Annotated in this window: 16 protein-coding genes; all 16 read left to right on the top strand. The window is 46.0% G+C overall.

Annotation, left to right across the window (positions count from 1 at the left end):
- Positions 1-129: 129 nt before the first annotated feature.
- On the top strand, positions 130-2817 hold the full coding sequence (locus ACJV7B_RS05775) for an ATP-dependent helicase (protein ID WP_419389180.1): 2688 nt from the start codon (positions 130-132) through the stop codon (positions 2815-2817).
- 141 nt (positions 2818-2958) lie between these two features.
- Positions 2959-3351, top strand: coding sequence for a DUF4418 family protein (locus ACJV7B_RS05770; protein WP_419389179.1), 393 nt, complete (start codon positions 2959-2961; stop codon positions 3349-3351).
- A gap of 45 nt (positions 3352-3396) precedes the next feature.
- A complete protein-coding gene (locus tag ACJV7B_RS05765) occupies positions 3397-4608 on the top strand; it encodes an ABC transporter permease (protein WP_419389178.1) in 1212 nt (403 codons plus the stop codon).
- 4 nt (positions 4609-4612) lie between these two features.
- Positions 4613-5380, top strand: coding sequence for an ABC transporter ATP-binding protein (locus tag ACJV7B_RS05760; protein ID WP_419389177.1), 768 nt, complete (start codon positions 4613-4615; stop codon positions 5378-5380).
- Positions 5381-5637: 257 nt separating this feature from the next.
- Positions 5638-6264 carry a 30S ribosomal protein S4 gene (rpsD, locus tag ACJV7B_RS05755; protein WP_004105277.1) on the top strand — a complete coding sequence of 209 codons (627 nt, stop codon included), beginning with the start codon at positions 5638-5640 and terminating at the stop codon, positions 6262-6264.
- Positions 6265-6853: 589 nt separating this feature from the next.
- On the top strand, positions 6854-7528 hold the full coding sequence (locus ACJV7B_RS05750) for a histidine phosphatase family protein (RefSeq protein ID WP_116794274.1): 675 nt from the start codon (positions 6854-6856) through the stop codon (positions 7526-7528).
- 150 nt (positions 7529-7678) lie between these two features.
- Positions 7679-8128 carry a DUF948 domain-containing protein gene (locus tag ACJV7B_RS05745; protein WP_419389191.1) on the top strand — a complete coding sequence of 150 codons (450 nt, stop codon included), beginning with the start codon at positions 7679-7681 and terminating at the stop codon, positions 8126-8128.
- Positions 8128-8373, top strand: coding sequence for a hypothetical protein (locus tag ACJV7B_RS05740; protein ID WP_004128853.1), 246 nt, complete (start codon positions 8128-8130; stop codon positions 8371-8373). Before ACJV7B_RS05745 ends, ACJV7B_RS05740 begins: the two co-directional genes overlap by 1 nt.
- A 137-nt stretch (positions 8374-8510) precedes the next feature.
- Entirely contained in the window at positions 8511-11195 is a 2685-nt protein-coding gene (gene alaS / locus ACJV7B_RS05735) for an alanine--tRNA ligase (RefSeq protein WP_419389176.1), read from the top strand.
- A gap of 54 nt (positions 11196-11249) precedes the next feature.
- Positions 11250-11708, top strand: coding sequence for a Holliday junction resolvase RuvX (gene ruvX, locus ACJV7B_RS05730; RefSeq protein ID WP_004128848.1), 459 nt, complete (start codon positions 11250-11252; stop codon positions 11706-11708).
- A gap of 45 nt (positions 11709-11753) precedes the next feature.
- A complete protein-coding gene (gene mltG / locus ACJV7B_RS05725; protein WP_410314600.1) occupies positions 11754-12941 on the top strand; it encodes an endolytic transglycosylase MltG in 1188 nt (395 codons plus the stop codon).
- A 70-nt stretch (positions 12942-13011) separates the two neighbouring features.
- Positions 13012-13518, top strand: a complete 507-nt coding sequence (locus ACJV7B_RS05720) for a prepilin peptidase (protein WP_410314601.1) — start codon at positions 13012-13014, stop codon at positions 13516-13518.
- A gap of 47 nt (positions 13519-13565) precedes the next feature.
- Positions 13566-14753, top strand: a complete 1188-nt coding sequence (aroC, locus tag ACJV7B_RS05715; RefSeq protein WP_410314602.1) for a chorismate synthase — start codon at positions 13566-13568, stop codon at positions 14751-14753.
- Entirely contained in the window at positions 14750-16417 is a 1668-nt protein-coding gene (locus tag ACJV7B_RS05710) for a bifunctional shikimate kinase/3-dehydroquinate synthase (RefSeq protein WP_419389175.1), read from the top strand. Before aroC ends, ACJV7B_RS05710 begins: the two co-directional genes overlap by 4 nt.
- Before the next feature lie 19 nt (positions 16418-16436).
- Positions 16437-16892, top strand: a complete 456-nt coding sequence (aroQ, locus tag ACJV7B_RS05705; RefSeq protein ID WP_419389174.1) for a type II 3-dehydroquinate dehydratase — start codon at positions 16437-16439, stop codon at positions 16890-16892.
- Between the two features lie 60 nt (positions 16893-16952).
- Positions 16953-18635, top strand: a complete 1683-nt coding sequence (locus ACJV7B_RS05700) for a CTP synthase (RefSeq protein WP_004136990.1) — start codon at positions 16953-16955, stop codon at positions 18633-18635.
- Positions 18636-18795 lie beyond the last annotated feature (160 nt).

The raw sequence follows: 18795 nt of genomic DNA, 5'->3' as shown, positions 1-18795 counted from the left end.
TTGCAATTACATTGCAGATTATATTGCAGATTGCATTTGCTTATTAAATTGCAGTACGCTCAAGCATACCCAAACGTGTGACACAAATCACGCAAAAACGACTGCAGTATGTGGTAAACATGTTTAAATGTGTGCGTAATTAAAAAATCTTTACTCGACGGATTAAATCCGCAGCAATCTAAAGCCGTTCAATACGACGGTCCGGCTCTTCTTATTGGAGCAGGCGCAGGCAGCGGTAAAACGCGAGTTCTTACGCGCAGAATCGCCTGGATTTTAAGCCAAAAAGGTGCGTGGCCTAGCCAAATTCTTGCCATCACTTTTACCAACAAAGCCGCTGCTGAAATGCGTGAACGTTTGAGCAATCTTATTGGCAGCGAAGCAAATACCATGTGGGTTTCGACTTTCCACTCCGCATGTGTGAAAATACTTCGCAAATCGGGTCAAAGTATTGGCTTAAAACCGGGATTTTCTATTTACGATACTGCTGATTGCGAGCGTTTAGTAAAAATTATTGCAACCGAGCTTAATGTTGATATTAAGCGTTTTACTCCGCGAAATATTTTGGCGAAGATTTCTGATTGTAAGAATAGTTTGATTGGTTGGCGAGAACAGCTAGACATGTATGCCAACGATTACAAGCCGGGCGTTTTGGGTCAGCAGATTGCGCACGCTGGAAATGCTGAAGCCGTATATGCTTCGATTTATGCGGAATATCAGCATCGCTTGGCTCAGGCTAATGCTGTTGATTTTGACGATTTGATTATGCGAACCGTGCAGCTTATGCGAGAAGATCCGGAGGTTGCTAAATACTACCGTCACAAGTTCCGCTATATTTTGGTTGACGAGTATCAGGACACTAATCACGCGCAGTATGAGCTTGTTCGAGAGCTTGCGGGAGTGGATGTAAAGCAATCTTGCGCAAACGCGGTACAGCAGTCGCAGCAGTCGCAGCAGCAGCAAGCACAATCCGTTGATCCTCCTGCATCAATCACCGTCGTCGGCGACTCCGACCAGTCAATTTACGCTTTCCGCGGCGCAGATATTCGCAATATTCAAGACTTTGAAAAAGATTTCCCGAACGCAACGACTATTATGCTGGAGCAAAACTATCGCTCTACGCAAACAATTTTGGACGCTGCAAACGCTGTTATTTCGCATAATCAGGGCCGTAAGCCTAAAAAATTGTGGACGGCACTAGGCCAGGGCGCTCCAATTTGCGGATATGCTGCAGACAACGCTCAGCAGGAAGCGGCTTGGATTGCTGGGGAAATAGCGCGATTAGCCGGTGAAGAGGGCGTTGCTTATTCGGATATGGCAATTATGTACCGTGCTAATGCGCAGTCGCGTTCGCTGGAAGATGCGCTTGTTAAGGCAGGTTTGCCGTATCAGCTGGTTGGTGGCACAAAGTTTTACGAGCGCCGCGAAGTAAAGGATGCTCTCGCATACTTGCAGTCTATGGCAAATCCGGACGACGACGTGAATATGCGTCGAATTTTGAACGTTCCAAAGCGCGGACTGGGGCCTCGCGCAGAATCTTTACTTACCTTGTATGCGCAAACTCAGGGCGTTAGCTTCTGGCAAGCTTTGGAACATTTGGAATCAATCGAAGGCATGCCAACTCGCACTGCAGCGAAGCTTAAAGAGTTTCGAGATCTTATGCACAATTTGATGACGTGCATGCAAGATAACGATTCGAAGCCTTCAAAAGTTATTGACAGCATTTTGAAGGACAGCGGTTTGCTGGAAGATTTGCAGCGTTCGGAAGATCCGCAGGATGCTTCGCGCGTGGATAATTTGTCGCAATTGCAGTCGGTTGCGGCCGAGTATGAGCAGAATACGCCGGATGCTAGCGTGGCTGGTTTCCTTGAGACGACGGCTCTTGTGGCAGATTCGGATCAGTTGCCGGATGAAAACGAAGACACTGGCAAAGTTACGTTGATGACGCTTCACACGGCTAAGGGCTTGGAGTATCCGGTTGTGTTCTTAACTGGAATGGAGCAGGGTACTTTTCCGCATGCGCGCGCTTTGGAAGACGATGGCGAGCTTTGCGAGGAGCGCCGTCTTGCTTATGTTGGTATTACGCGTGCTAAGCAGCGTTTGTATGTTACGCGCGCTGCTGTGCGTGCGCAGTGGGGTCAGGCTCAAGATATGCTTCCAAGCCAGTTTTTGGATGAGATTCCAGATGATTTGATTGATTGGAAGCGCAAAGAGGCTGATGTTAATCGTTGGGGTGCATCGCGTGAGCGCAGAGGCAATTTCGGCGCTGATTTTGGCGGCGATTTCAATAGTGATTTCGACAGTGATTTCGGTGGCTGGGATGACGATTACAGCGATGCTTTTGGCGAAAAAACAACTTACGGCGGAAGCGCTTACGGATCTAGGTCGTATGGATCTAAATCTTACGGATCTAAATCTTACGGCTCTAAATCTTACGGCTCCGGCAAATCTTACGGATCTTCTTACGGATCTTCTTACGGATCCAGCTCTTCCTACGGTTCTTCCTACGGTTCTAAATCGTACTCGTCTAAATCGAATTGGTCTAAGTCAAGCTCTGTAAAAACGCGCAAAATCACTACAAAATCCGCGTCGTCAACAAGCTCAACAAAACTTGGCTCATCTTCTTCAGTTGTAGACAAAGACAACAATCTCAATATTCAAGATTTCCAAGTTGGAGACAAAATTACGCACGACACTTACGGTTTGGGAACCGTTCTTGCAACTCAAGATAAGGGCAGAAACTCAATTATTACAGTTGATTTTGGTTCTGACGGCGTAAAGCGCTTAATGCTTCGAGTCGCTCCAATCGAAAAATTGTAAAATTTCGTTTTATGCGGTTCAAGGTAAGATATTTTTTAGCAGGGACGTGGCGCTTGAAGGTGTGGGCGCCGAGAAGCGTGTTGCATTAAGGAAAATGTAGCACTAAAAGATAAATAATATACATTTAATGAGGTATCAATTATGAAAAACAAATTATTCGCATCAATTCCATCTATTATTTTGGGCATATTGATTGCTATTGCTCCGCTAACTTTCGCAAAAGTTTGCCAAAGTGAAGGCGGAATGCATATGGCATGCTACTACACTGGTCGCGCTGCCCTTGGAATTGGCTTAGTTATTGCAGTTCTTGGAATTGTTGCGCTTTTTGTTAAAGAAAATGTTCGCATCGGTTTGAGCATTGCTGTAATCGTGAATTCTTTGCTTATGATTGCTGTTCCAACATTCCTTATTGGCGTTTGCAAGAGCTCAATGATGCATTGCGCATCGGTTACGCGCCCAACGCTGATTGTTCTTTCCGTGCTCGCATTGGTGTTCGCAGCTATTTCCGTGTATTTGGATAGCAAAGAAGACTAATAGCTAATAGCATAGCTTGTAAAACGGCTTAATAAAGCAAAAATTATGCGCACTATTACGCTAAAGCGTTTGCCGCTGGAAAATCTTAAACGAAAGCCGCTTAGAACTGCCACATTGCTGGTAGCTGCAGCGTGCTTATCTGCCATATTTTTCGGCGGCTCGCTTATTTCTATGAATCTTGCGCAAGGCTTGAACAGTATGCGCGCCCGCATGGGAGCCGACATTATGGTTATTCCAAACGGCACGCATACTAAAGCTGAGGCGCTACTTACTAACGGCGGATCAAGTACTTTTTACTTCACCAATAATATTGAGGATTTAGTTAGACGTTCGCCTGGCGTTCAAAAGGCGAGCGCTCAAACGTACATTTCCTCACTTTCTGCAGGATGCTGCGCGGAAAAGCTGCAGATTATTGGTTTTGATCCGGATTCCGATTTTGTTATAGGCCCTTGGATTTATTCGCAGCATAAAAAGACTTTGCACAAAGGCGAAATGATTGCTGGAGCAAACGTACTAGTTTCCTACAAGAATACTGTTCGGCTTTTTGGTCACCAATGGCCGGTTGTAGCTCAGCTCGCAAAAACTGGCACAAGCATTGATAATTCTGTGTTTGTGCGACGAGAAAGCGTGCCGCAAGTAGTTGAGTATTCTACAAAAGTGCATCACACAGCTATTCCAAAAGAGTATGCAGAAAAAGCAATTTCTGCAGTTTTAGTGAAGGTGCGCAAAGGTTATAGTGCTAAACAAGTTGCGCAAAATATTAAAAAAACAACTGGGCTTTATAGCATTGGCATAGTTTTCCCTGGAGGAATTACAGCAACAACTCAGGCTAATCTTGGCGTTTTTACGCGCTCGCTTACTTTTATAATTGCCGCATGTTGGATTGTTGGATTGCTTGTGCTGATTGTTGTTTTTGCAACTTCGCTAAATGAGCGCAAAAAAGAGTTTGCTTCTCTTCGCATACTTGGGTTTACGCGAAAAATGCTTTTGGATGTGGCTACGCGCGAATCTGCAATACTTGGTTTTGTGGGGGGAGTTATTGGAGTTGCGTCTGCAAGTCTTATAATCTTCCCTTATAGTTCGCTTATTTCTTCACAATTGCAGCTTCCGTATTTGGAAGTTACGGCACTTCCTGTAATAGCTTTGATGGCTGTTAGCATAGTTCTTTCACTGCTTTCTGTTGTTGCGGCTTCGGCGCTTACAACATGGCGTATTGCAATGCGTGAAACGTATTTGACTCTTCGAGCAGGGGAGTGATTAGATGTGCGAAAAAACGGTATTAAATAGCGAAAAATCGCCTGTTTCAGTGCTGAATCTTACTCGCGTAACTAGAGAGTTTATGCGACGAAAGCACAGATTCTCTGCGGTAAACAACGTAAGTTTTTCGCTAAATAGTGGCGATTTTGTTGCAATTGTTGGAAAATCAGGCAACGGAAAATCTACTTTATTGAATTTGATTGCCGGATTGCTTAAGCCAACTCACGGAAGTGTAACGGTTTTAGGCAAGGAGATTTCCGCGCCTGAATTTAGCGATGGGGAAGTATCTAGATTGCGCGCGCAAAATATAGGTTTTGTTACGCAATCGCAAACGCTTTTGCCGAATCTTACTGTGTATGACAATATTCTTTTGCCTGTGCAGATTGCTAAAAGCGGCGATCAAAAAAGCGGCGGTCAAAAAAGTAGTGATCAAAAAAGCAAAAGTACAGACGTTGAAGATTACTACTCAAATCACGCTCTTGATTTTTGCAAACGCTTGCATATTGAAGATTTGCTGTGGTGCTATCCAAAGGAGCTTTCCGGCGGCGAGATGCGTCGCGTAATGATTGTGCGCGCACTAATAAACAATCCAAAGCTTCTGCTTTTGGACGAGCCTACTGGAGATTTAGATCCAGAGCACACTCTAATAGTGGTGGAAATGTTGCGCGAGGCTGCAAATCGTGGTGCTGCGGTTCTTATGGTAACGCACGATTCTGAAGCTGCTCGAAGCGCGGATTGCGCCTACACAATGGATGCTGGCTCCCTTCGCTAATTTATTCTTACGGGTGTGTAGAATCAGAAACGATGCCTATTTTGTGTAAGCATCATCTGGAGCCTTAGCCCATCAGTGGGTCGGCGCGCGGTAGTTATGGCGTTATTTCAACGTTTTAATACTTACGCGTTCGTGTGTTAGCACGAAGAAGCACTGGAGAGGCCGGCTCAGCGTGAGTAATTTTTAGGAGATTTTACGATTGACTAAAGGTTTGGCTCGCGTTCCGTTCAGATAACGACAGAATTAAAGGATTAGTTATGACTAATATTCAGCGTTCTCGCCGTCAGGTGCGTCTTTCTCGCGCCCTCGGCATCGCTTTGACCCCAAAGGCTCAGCGTATCTTCGAGAAGCGCCCATATGCTCCAGGTGAGCACGGCCGCACTCGTCGTCGCACCGAGTCCGATTACGCAGTACGTCTTCGCGAGAAGCAGCGTCTTCGCGCTCAGTACGGCATCTCCGAAAAGCAGCTTCGCGCTGCTTACGAGAAGGGTACGCACACTGCAGGCCAGACCGGTGACGCAATGCTCACCGATTTGGAAACTCGTCTTGATGCTTTGGTTTTGCGCGCAGGCTTTGCTCGCACCACTGCCCAGGCTCGTCAGTTTGTTGTACATCGTCATATTTTGGTTGATGGCAATCTTGTTGATCGCCCATCTTACCGTGTAAAGCCAGGCCAGACCATTCAGGTTCGTGCCAAGAGCCAGACCATGGTTCCATTCCAGATGGCTGCAGAAGGCGTTCATCGCGACGTTTTGCCAGCAGTTCCTGGTTATCTCGATGTGAATCTTGCCTCTTTGAAGGCTACTTTGACTCGTAAGCCGGAAGTCGATCAGATTCCAGTTGAAGTCAACATTCAGTACGTCGTCGAATACTACGCTCGTTAATTCGCCGATTTAATTCTTAAGGACATACCGCTTGACCCCTGTTGCGCATTCGCGTGGCAGGGGTCAATGCGTTTCGCTCTGTGGACGCTGATTTCTGTTGTTTAGAGAACACTAACATCCGTGCTGCTGACACACCGCGCCAAGCACTCTTCCTACCACACCAAAAAACACTAGCGGTTTTACTAATAGTGGGAGATAGGAATTGCTTGGTCGAGCAATATAAAAGCGGAGCGATAGTAATATCTTTTTGATAAATAAATATTTTTGAAAGAAAGTAAGTAAAAAACTAAACTTAACTATGCAACTTTTAAGTCTAAATAAGGTATAAGAGCGTAGCGCTGTCCTCACGGCTAATCGCCGTTCGGCTGAGCTTGCACGGAAAGTCCACTGGACTTTCCGTCTGAGCAAGCTCACGCTCCGAGTTGTTTTCGCGCGCGCAATGCTTCGCTCAAGCAGGTCGTCGCGCTAGTAATTCCTATCTCACACAGCCGCACAAGAAACCTGCCAGCCAAACACCAGCCAAAACTCGCGCCACAATAAACAAAATCGCAACTAAAACATATGTACCGCGTAGTGCAATAATGGAGCTATGTTGCTGCATCTTTATTTAGTGCGTCACGGTCAGACGCTATTTAATCGTTACAATCGTCTGCAAGGCTGGTCAAATTCTCCGCTTACCGAAAAAGGTTTGAAGGATGCGGACAAGGCTGCAAAAAAGCTAGAAAATATTACTTTTGCTGCAGCTTACTGTTCGGATACTACGCGCGCGCAAATCACGGCTCAGCGTATTCTCGACGCAAACGAGGCTGCCGGTAATGCGCGTCCAAAGCTTGTAAGCGATATGCATTTTCGCGAGCAATGCTACGGCTATTTTGAAGGCCAAGATATGCAAATGGCTTGGTGGGCTGCTGGTGCTCCTAACGGAGCTAAGACTTACAACGAAATCGTTGAAAAGTTTGGTCTTGCAGCCACGCGCGACATGCTTAAAGAGGCTGATCCTTTCCACGATGCAGAGTCGGATATTGAGTATTGGACTCGCGTAGAAGACGGTTTTAAGCTTATCGCCTCAAATTCTTCGCTTAAAGATGGTGATAACGTGTTGCAGATTTCGCACGGAAATACGCTTTTAAGTCTTATGCACCGTTTTGCACCTGCTGGTTACGATTTAAGCGAGCGTCCGGAAAATGGAAGCGTAACTAGGCTCGATTTTGACACTACTAAACCTATTGATAACGCTATTACTATTCGAGGCTACAACGAGTAGATTTTTGCTGCAGCTTTCTTAACGTATGCGTCGTTACCGTTCGTTAGTCTTAAGTCATTGCGAATGGTTTTAACTGTAGTCTGATTTGCTGTTGTATTAGCTTTCAGCGCTGTGAAGTCTTAAGCAAAAATGGTACAGAAAGAGGTTACGATGAGCGTTGGAGACATAGCTGCTCTTATTGCCGCGATTGCGTTTACTGTGCTTTCGGGTTTTTTGATTTATCCGCTAATTAGATTGGGCAAGATGTTCGATCAGATTGCGAAAACTGTCAAAGAGTCTGGTGAGCATGCGATGCCTGCAATTGATGAGTCTGTGACGACGATTAAGCAAGTTAATAAGACTCTTGACGATGTGAACGCTGTTTCAGGTGCTACGCGCACAACTGTTACAAATATTGGTGCTCTTACTGATTTGTATGGTGCTTTCCTTGGAAAGCCTATTGTTAAGGTTGCTGCTGCCGGCTACGCGCTAAAAGACACGGTTGCTTCTTTCTTTAATAAGCCTACTGTTCCGACCGATTCTCATTCTACTGGCCGTCACGCTGCAAAAGAATCTTCTAACAGCTCTGCAAGCAATAGCTCTGCAAGCAAGGGGGAGTAATGTTCAAGCGCCTATTTTGGATGTGTGTTGGCATTGTAATTGGTGTGCTTGCTGTAACAAAAGCGCGTGCCTACTTAAAAGCCAAAATGCCTGATTCTGCTCGCAAATTTGTGTTTAGTAAAGAGCCGGAAAATATTACTTTAAGCACAATATTGGGATTGTTTAAAGATTTTAATGAAAGTCGTAAAAAGCATGAGGATGAGCTTAATTCTCGTTATGCTCACAGTCGTCATGAGGATTTTTAACTAATCTTTTGCTGCTTAGACTTGCGTTTTTACTAAAATGCTAGTTGAAAAAGTTTGTTTAAGTTAAGTGTTGAAGTACTATATTGAATGTTTGCATGACAAGATCTTGCTAAAAATTACACAAGGAGTTCGTACGTATGCGCACAGCAGAAATTGCAAAGCGTTATCTTGACTATTTTGCTAAAAATGGTCATATGGTCGTTCCTTCGGCATCCCTAATTTCGCCGAACCCAACGACGCTTTTTACTATTGCCGGCATGGTGCCGTTTATTCCTTATTTGCTTGGTGAGCAGACGCCTCCTTCTCGACGTATGGCTTCGAACCAAAAGTGCGTGCGCACTCTTGATATTGACGAAGTTGGTAAGACTACTCGTCACGGAACCTTCTTCCAAATGGTTGGTAACTTCTCCTTCGGTGATTATTTTAAGGAAGAAGCAATCCACTACGCTTGGGAGCTTTTAACTAGTCCGCAAGATAAGGGCGGCTACGGTTTCGATCCTGAAAAGCTTTGGGTTACTACTTACACTGATGACGACGAGGCTCGCGCAATTTGGAAGAACGAGGGCTTTGATCCAGAACACATGCAAGTTTTCGGCATGGAAGATAACTTCTGGACTACCGGCGGCCCTGGTCCTGGCGGCCCATGCTCCGAAATTTACGTTGATCGTGGCCCTAAGTATGGTCGCGACGGCGGTCCTGCTGCCGACGAATCTCGTTTTATTGAGATTTGGGATTTGGTTTTTGAAAACTACCAGGTAGATAACGTCAAGTCTAAGACTGATTTGCATATTGCTGGCGAGCTCGATCAGAAGAATATTGATACCGGCGCTGGTTTGGAGCGCTTGGCTTACCTTATGCAAGGTAAGGAAAATATTTACGAAACTGACGAAGTTTACCCAGTTATTGAAGCTGCAGAAAAGCTTAGTGGCGTAAAGTACGGCGATAATAACGATGCTGACGTGCGTTTCCGCGTTGTAGCAGATCACGTGCGTTCCGCTTTGATGATTATGAGCGATGGCGTGCGCCCAAGTAATGTTGGCCGCGGTTACGTGCTTCGTCGTCTTCTTCGTAGAACTGTTCGCGCAATGCGTATGCTTGGCGTTCAAGACCCAGTTCTTCCAACCTTGTTCCCAGTATCTAAGTCTGCAATGGAGCCAAGCTATCCAGAGCTTAACGATACTTTCCACGAGGTTAGTGAAGCCGCCTACGGTGAGGAAGATGCTTTCCGTAGGACTCTTGAAAAGGGCACAACTATTCTCGACTTGGCTGTTGAAAAAGCTAAGAAAGAGCACAAAGACGACCCTATGGTTGGCGGCTCAGACGCGTTTACTTTGCACGATACTTACGGCTTCCCAATTGAGCTTACTCTTGAGATGGCAGCCGAGCAGGGTGTTAAGGTTGACGAGGCTAAGTTCCGCGAGCTTATGAGCGAGCAGAAAGGTCGCGCTCGCGCTGACGCTTTGAAGAAGCGTCACAACGTGGACGTTAGCGTTTACGACGATATTAAGAAGGCGCTTGAAAAGCCAATCGACTTCCTCGGTTACACAGACTTCTCAAGCCGTTCTAACGTTTTGGCAATTGTTGAAGCAGGTAAAGGCTCTGTTAAAAGCGTTACTGCTCCTGCAAACGTTGAGATTATTCTCGACCGCACGCCATTCTATGCTGAGCGCGGCGGCCAGATTGCAGATCAAGGCGAGATTATTTCCGACGACGGCGCAATTTTGGAAGTTGACGACGTTCAGCGTCCAATCAAGGATTTGATTGTTCACAGCTGCCGTTTGACTGAAGGAACGCTTAGCGTTGGCGCTCCTGTAAACACGAATATTGACCAGGTTCGCAGGGCTGCTTTGGCACGTTCTCACACTGCTACCCACACTCTTCACAAGGCTTTGCGTGAAGAGCTTGGTCCGCAGGCAACTCAGCGCGGTTCTGTGGTTGATCCAGATCGTTTGCGCTTCGACTTCCAGTGGCCAAAGGCTGTTGAAAAGGATGCGCTTTCCCGCGTGGAAGCTCGCGTAAACGAGCGTATTCGCGACGATTTGCAGGTTGTTCCTAAGGAAATGCCAATCGACGACGCTTTTAAGCTTGGAGCAATGCACTTGTTCGGCGAAAAGTACGGTGACGTTGTGCGCGTGGTTGAAATCGGCGACGGTTGGAGCCGCGAGCTTTGCGGCGGTACTCACGCTAAGAGCACCGGAAAGATTGGTATGGTAACTATTCTTTCCGAGTCTTCTATTGGCTCTGGCGTTCGCCGTATTGACGCTCTTTGCGGCGAGGCAGCATACGAGTATGGCGCTCGCGAGCACACTTTGGTGGCTCAACTTGCAGACATGGTTAATGCTCGCCCAGATGAGTTGGCTGAACGTTTGGAATCTTTGCTTAGCAAGATGAAGGATTCTGATCGTAAGCTTGCAGCCGTTTACGAGTCTCAGCTTGCAGATTCTGTTCCAGCTTTGATTGAGTCCGCTAAAGCTAGTGCCGGAAGCGTTAAGTTGGCTGTTAAGAACGTTGGAAACTTCGGATCGTTTGAAACTCTTCGTAAGACTGTTCTTGACGTTCGCTCTCGCCTAGGTGAGGACCTTCCTGCAGTAGTAGTTTTGAGCGGCGTAAACGAGGACGATAAGCCAATGGTTGCAGTTGCAACTAACGAGGCTGCTCGTGGCCTTGGTGCTAAGGCTGGTGACTTGGTTCGCACTGCTTCCAAGGTTCTTGGCGGCGGTGGCGGCGGCAAGCCAGACTTCGCTCAGGGCGGCGGCACAGACGCTTCTAAGATCGACGAAGCGTTGGAAGCTGTAAAAGCGCAAGTGGCTGAGCTCGCCTGAGTCTCGTAGCCTCCTGCTTAAAATTTAAAATCTTTACCGAAAGCAACACGAATCATGGTGTGGTTAGGTATTGATTTAGGTGATGCCAGGGTCGGGCTTGCACTTTCCGACCCTGAGCTTACTTTTGCGCATCCAATCGGAAACGTGCAAGTTTTTGGAGATTCTTTTAGAGCTATTGACGAAGTCATGAATCTAATAGAAGAAAATCAAGTTAAACGTGTTGTAATTGGCTTGCCTCTTCAATTAGACGGTTCTGAAGGAAAATCTGCGAAAAAAGCGCGTCGGTGGGGTAAAAATTTAGCTAAACGCATTGAATTAGCGAAAAATGTTGGAGATTGGACGCTTTCTTACATACCTGATATTGTTTGGAAGGATGAGCGTTTAACAACAGTTAGTGCTCACCGGCAGTTGCTACAAGCTGATTTTTCTACTCGCAAGCATCGTCCTATGGTAGATCAGCAGTCGGCAGTATTAATTTTGCAGTCTGCGCTTGACGCAAATAATGCAGAGTAGTTTTGAAAATCGTGTAAAAGTAGAAATAGCGAAGAGGAGCATAGCGTGTCTGACAATTTTGATGAATTTTTTGACAAACATGCAAAGTGGACTGAGCATGATGGCGAGCCGTCGTCAAAATCATCTAATTCTAAAGACAAATCTTCGACTGTTAGCTCCAGAAAACGTGCTAAAGCTCGTCTTGCGGCAAAAAAACGCAGGCGTAGAGCAAAAGTAGTTTTAGCTATTCTGCTCGTATTCGTATTAGCTGTTGTTGGATATTTTGGATACAGTGCGGTTCGCGCGTGGAAATTATCTCAAAATAGCGAGTCGGTTGCAGACTGGCCAGGCCCAGGCTTTGGAACGGTTGAGTTTACTATTGACACCGGCGAGGGTGCTATTAGTGTTGCCAACAAATTAGTTAAAGCAAATGTTGTTAAATCTCAATCAGCTTTTACTTCCGCAGTTGCTGCAAATAATAAAATCTTGTACCCGGGAGTTTACTCGCTTAAAAAGCATATGGCTGCTATTGACGTGGTTAATATTCTTTCCGATCAAACAAAAGCCGGCGGATTCCTTGACGTTCGTGCAGGAGACCACGCTACTGAAGTTTTGCAGCGCGCTTCAAGCTTATCTGGAATAAGCATGGATAAGTTTAAAGCAGCTTTGGCAGATGGGGGAGCTGGAATTTTGCCTCCAGAAGCTAAAGGAAGCATCGAAGGATGGCTAGAGCCTGGAGTTTATAACGTAAAATCTATGAAAAGTGCGGAAGATATTCTTTCCGCAATGGTAAAAAAGCGTATTGCTAAGCTCGACTCTCTTGGTATTCCTAAAGGTGAAGATCGCGAAAAAGCTTTAATTATGGCCTCAATTGCCGAAGCTGAAGTGAATAATCGCGAATATTACGGCAAAGTTGTGCGCGTAATACTAAACCGTTTGGCAAAAGATATGCCTCTTGGAATGGACTCTACAATTGGTTACGGAGCGGGAGTAAAGCCTATAAAGCTTACGCAATCAATGCTAGATAATCCAAATAATCCTTACAATACTCGCATTCACAAGGGTTTGACTCCTACGCCTATTGGTATTGCTGGAGACAACGCTCTTCTTGCAACTATTAAGCCTCAAGATGGTCCGTGGATTTACTTCGTTACCACGAATTTGAAGACTGGTGAGACGAAGTTTGCGGATAACAAAGACGACTTTTTGAAATTCCGCGACGAGTACAAGCGCAACAATCCTGAAGGCAACTAAAAATTTAGCTTTTAACCACATATATGTGTTTAGGTTGCAAAAGTTTTATAAGTTTTCGTAATTTGCTTTAATGAGGCAATTAATTATTACGATAATATCGGCGCTACCAACGCTTGTGTGCTTAATTTCAGTTTGCGTAACGGATATAAAAAGTCGCATAGTGCCAAGACTTTGGGTTGTTGTTGCGCTAATTTTTCAATCTTTTGCGAATCTTATATATTCGATTATTTTGTTTGGAAATATTAGCGTGCTTATTTTCGGCTGTATTTCTTGCGTATTTGTTTTCGTAATTTATTGGATTATGCGAAAACTCGCTCCAACAAATTCCGTTGGCTTCGGAGATGTTACGAGTGCGTCAATGATCGCGCAAGCCTTAGTATTATTCGGATTTGACTGCTTAATTTACTGGTTTGCTTTAGTTGGAGTAGTTGGCCTACTTTGGCTTTTTCTATGGAAAATTTACTGCAAAATCCGCATGCCAACCAACGCATCAATACCATTCGTGCCAGTAGAAGCAATATCTGCCATAATCGCAGCATTGCTGTCAATAACAACCCACTCAATACTTGGTGCTTAGTAGAGTAAGTATTTAGACACGTAAATTAGTTGAGAATGGAGAATGGCATGCTTAGATGGCAAACTGCAGGGGAGTCGCATGGTGAAGCATTAGTTGCCATGATTGAAGGTTTGCCTGCTGGCGTGCGCATTACTAGTAGCGATGTTGTTGCGGCTCTTGCGCGCCGTCGTCTTGGATACGGCCGTGGCGCTCGCATGAAGTTCGAGCAAGACAAAGTGCGTCTTTTAACCGGCGTTCGCCACGGAGTAACGCTTGGCTCTCCAATTGCTGTAGAAATCGCGAATACAGAGTGGCCAAAGTGGGCGGAAGTAATGAGCGCAGATCCTTTGGATCATGAGATTGAGAAAGTTGGTCGAAACGCGCCACTTTCTAGGCCGCGCCCTGGGCATGCGGATTTAACTGGCATGCGCAAATACGGTTTTAATGATGCTCGCGAAGTTTTGGAGCGCTCTAGCGCTAGGGAAACAGCTTCGCGCGTTGCTTTGGGTGCTATTGCTGATGCGTTTTTGCAGCAGGCGTTGGGTGTGCGCACTGTTGCGCACGTTGTTGGAATCGGTGGCGTTTACGCTAACAAAAGTTTAGCTTTACCAACACCTGACGATGTTGCGGCTTTGGATGCTTCTCCAGTTCGCACTCTAGATAAAGACGCCGAAGCTAAAATGATGGCTCGCATCGACGAAGCAAAAGCAAATGCAGATACTTTAGGCGGAGTAGTAGAAGTGCTTGCTTACGGCATGCCTGCTGGAGTTGGAACATACGTGGAGTCAGATCGCCGATTGGACGCAGCTTTAGCGGCTGCGCTTATGGGAATCCAGGCTATTAAAGGCGTGGAAATTGGAGACGGTTTTGAAGAAGCAAATCGTCCAGGCTCGGCCGCGCATGACGAAATCGTAGCAGACGAAAATGGCAAAATCACCCGACTAACTAATCGCGCTGGCGGCATTGAAGGTGGTATGTCAAACGGCGAAATTATCCGCGTGCGTGCCGCAATGAAGCCGATTCCTTCTATTCCGCGCGCTTTGCGCACAGTAGATGTGCTTACTGGCGAAGCTGCTCAAGCTATTAATCAGCGCTCCGATTTTACTGCTGTTCCAGCGGCTTCCGTAGTTGCAGAAGCAATGGTAAGACTTACTTTGGCAAAGTATGCTTTGGAAAAGTTTGGTGGAGATTCTTTGCAAGAAACGCGCCGGAATGTAGAGTCTTACCTAGCTTCTTGGCCGGAGAATATGAAATGAGCAATACTAAAATTCCGCTAGCTGTTATAATCGGCATGCCTGCCGCCGGAAAAACGCGCGTTGGTCGCGAAGTTGCGCATCTTATGAATCTGCCTTTTTGCGATACAGACGACATGATTGAGCGCGAAATTAATATGCCAATTACTCAATATTTTGAGCAGTTTGGTCAGGAATCTTTCCGAGATATAGAAGCCAGAATAGTTAGAAACGTAATTTTAGAAAATCAGGCTGATTCCGGCATTGTTTCTCTTGGTGGCGGCGCTCCTGTTCGCAAAGAAACGCAGGAAGTGCTAAAAGAATACGTGAATCTTGGCGGTCGCGTAGTGTATTTGCAAACCAGCGCAGACGATGCTATTGAGCGCGCAGGTTGGAGCAATAATCGTCCTATGCTAATCGGCCAAGACGCTAAAAAGCGTTGGATGGAATTATTTGAGCAGCGAGACCCAATTTTTAGGGCAGTATCAAATATTCACATTCCAACAAAAGGTTCAAATCCGTATATGGCTGCAGAAAAGTTAAGGAGCATGATTATGCAACGCATAGTGCATGTTACAGGCGAAGCAATTGAGCCGTACGATGTGCGAATTGGCGACGGAGCCATGCAACTTTTGCCGCAAATGCTTGGAACTAAGCCGGTTAAAGTGGCGTTAGTTCACACGCAGCCGGTTCAGCGCCACAGTGACAGAGCTCGCGCAATTTTGCGCCAAGCAGGCTATGAAGTTTTAGACATACTTGTGCCGGATGCTGAAGCTGGAAAAACTATTCAAGTTGCGAGCGGAATTTGGGCGCGCTTAGGTGAAGCTGGTTTTACGCGTTCCGACGCGATTGTTGGCTTAGGAGGCGGCGCTGCTACGGATGTTGCCGGCTTTGTTGCTGCAACTTGGATGCGCGGAATTCGTTACGTAAACTGCCCAACTTCGCTTCTTGCAATGGTTGACGCTTCAACAGGCGGAAAAACTGGTATCAATACGGATGCTGGCAAGAATCTGGTTGGAAGTTTTTACACTCCAGCTGGCGTTTTGGCAGATACTTCTACGCTTTCAACTCTTCCAAACGATATTCTTATTGAAGGCCTGGGTGAGGTTGCAAAATCTGGTTTTATTCTAGACGGCGAAATTTTGAAGATTCTTAGCGACTTGAATAATGCTAAGCTTTTGCGCGAATTTAATGGGAATCAAATTGAAAATAATAGCGAACTTCACGAGCTTATTGTGAATCTTATTGAACGCACTGTTAGAGTAAAAGCGTATCACGTTTCGAGTGATTTAAAAGAGCAGGGTTTGCGCGAGTTTTTGAACTACGGGCATACTTTAGGCCATGCGATTGAGCAGATTGAACACTTCCGTTGGCGTCACGGAAACGCTGTTTCTGTTGGCATGGTTTTTGCGGCCGAGCTTGCGCAAATTTTAGGATATTTGGATGCTGGAGACGTTTCCTACCATCGTTCGCTTTTAGATTCGCTTGGATTACCAACTTCGTGGCAGAGTAGAGAAGATTCTGACGCTGCGTTTGAGCGCGTGCTTAATCTTATGCATCGTGACAAAAAAGCGCGCGGCAACATGCTACGTTTCGTAATTTTGGATGGTATTTCTAATCCTATTCATTTAGACAATCCGCCTATTGAAGCAGTTAAAGAAGCTTTTGAGCGCGTGTATAAAAAATAATTAACTTTGCGAGGCAATAATGGAAAATCAGCAACCGAAAAAAGTTCTTGTTGTAAACGGCCCGAACTTAGGCCGTCTCGGCGTGCGTCAGCCAGACGTTTATGGCAGCCAAGATTTTGAAACTTTGCGCTCGCTTTGCGAAAAGTGGGGAGTGGAGCTTGGTCTAAAAGTAGAAGTGCGACAAAGTGATGATGAAGCGCAAATGGTTCATTGGATGCACGAAGCTGCCGACACGCATACTCCTGTTGTTATGAATCCTGCTGCTTTTACGCACTACAGTTATGCGCTGGCGGATGCGGCTCACATGGTTTTGGACGCTGGAGTGCCGCTAATGGAAGTGCATATTTCTAATCCTTCCGCACGCGATTCTTTCCGCAAAATAAGCGTGATTAGTCCTGTTGCAACCGGCACTATTACTGGCATGGGATTGTACGGTTACAAGCTTGCGCTCGAGGCTGTTGCGCACTTAATATAACTTTTTAAGTCGCTTTTAATACAACACCCGAGTCGAGGCTCGAAGATACTATGGAGTTCCATGGTTAGAAGAAAACATGGTAACTCTCAGGAGCATATTACAAAGCATATTTTTGTCACTGGTGGCGTTGTTTCGTCCCTCGGAAAAGGTCTTACTGCATCGTCTTTAGGACGACTTTTGCGAAGCCGCGGCCTTCACGTTTTGCAACAAAAACTCGATCCTTATATCAATGTTGACCCGGGTACAATGAACCCATTCCAGCATGGTGAAGTCTATGTTACGGAAGATGGCGCAGAAACAGATCTTGATATTGGTCATTACGAGCGATTCCTTGATGTTTTCTTAAGTCAAAAAGCGAATGTTACTACGGGTCAGATTTATCAGTCTGTGCTTCGTAAGGAGCGCGCTGGTGAATATTTGGGTCAGTGCGTGCAGGTTATTCCGCATATTACTGGTGAAATTAAGTCGCGTATGCGCGCGCAGGCTTCCGACGATGTAGACGTTATTATTACGGAAATCGGTGGTACTGTTGGAGATATTGAATCTCAGCCATTCTTGGAAGCTGCTCGCGAAGTTCGCCGCGATTTAGGTCCAGAAAACTGCATGTTTGTGCACGTTTCTTTGGTTCCTTATATTGCGGCCGCGCACGAGTTGAAAACTAAGCCAACTCAGCATTCTGTAATGATGCTTCGCCAGCTTGGTATTTCTCCAGACGCGCTTGTTTTGCGTTCGGATCGTCCGCTTAATCAGGCTATTAAAGACAAGATTTCGCTTATGTGCGACGTTGACGCTGAAGGCGTTGTAAACTGCGTGGATGCTCCAAGCATTTACGATGTTCCGAAGATTTTGTTCAACGAAGGCTTGGACGCTTACGTTGTTCGTGAGCTTGAGCTTCCATTCCACGATGTTGATTGGAACGAGTGGGAAGATTTGCTTGAGCGCGTGCATCATCCAAAGCATGAGCTAAACATTGCAATCGTCGGAAAGTATATTGATTTGCCAGACGCGTACCTTTCTGTTACGGAGGCTATTAAGGCTGGCGGTTTTGCAAACTGGGCTAAGGTAAACGTGCGCTGGGTTGCTGCCGACAAGTGCGAAACTCAAGAGGGTGCTGCTGCAGCTCTTGACCAAATGGACGGAATGGTTATTCCAGGCGGTTTCGGCATTCGCGGTATTGAAGGTAAGATTGGCGCGCTCCGTTACGCTCGCGAGCACGGTTTGCCAACGCTTGGCCTTTGCCTTGGCTTGCAATCTATGGTTATTGAGTACGCTCGTCACGTTCTAGGTCTTGAGGATGCAAATTCCACAGAGTTCGAGAAGGATTGTGGAGATCCAGTAATTGCAACTATGGAAGAGCAGAAGGATATTGTGGATGGTAAGGGAGATATGGGTCACACAATGCGACTCGGCTCTTACCCTGCCACTCTTGAAGAAGGCTCTATTGTTGCTGAGCTTTACGGCTCTACGCATGTTACCGAGCGTCACCGCCACCGTTACGAGGTGAACGTTGCGTATAAGGATCGCCTGCGTGAAGCTGGTTTGCGTATTAGTGGCCAAAGCCCAGACGGTAATTTGACTGAGTTTGTGGAGCTTCCAAAAGATGTTCACCCATTCTATGTGGCAACTCAGGCTCACCCAGAGTTTAAGTCTCGCCCAACTAAGCCTCATCCTTTGTTTGCTGGATTAGTTGCGGCTGCTCTTGAGCATCAGTCGTCTGCACAAAATAGCAAGGCAGATAAGTAGTCTTAAGCCAAGTAAAAACAGGCGGTAAAACTTAGGATTCTTAAGTTTTGCCGCTTTTTGTTTTATTAGATTGTGATAAACATTACGTTTTGTTCGTAACACAGCTATACCAAGAAATCGCATTACGCGGTAACCTTGAATAGGTAAGAAATAGACTAGA

It is taken from the genome of Gardnerella bretellae (assembly GCF_048545135.1).
Taxonomy (GTDB): domain Bacteria; phylum Actinomycetota; class Actinomycetes; order Actinomycetales; family Bifidobacteriaceae; genus Bifidobacterium; species Bifidobacterium greenwoodii.
Note: the sequence above shows the minus strand (reverse complement) of the source record. Positions and strands in the feature narration are given on the sequence as shown.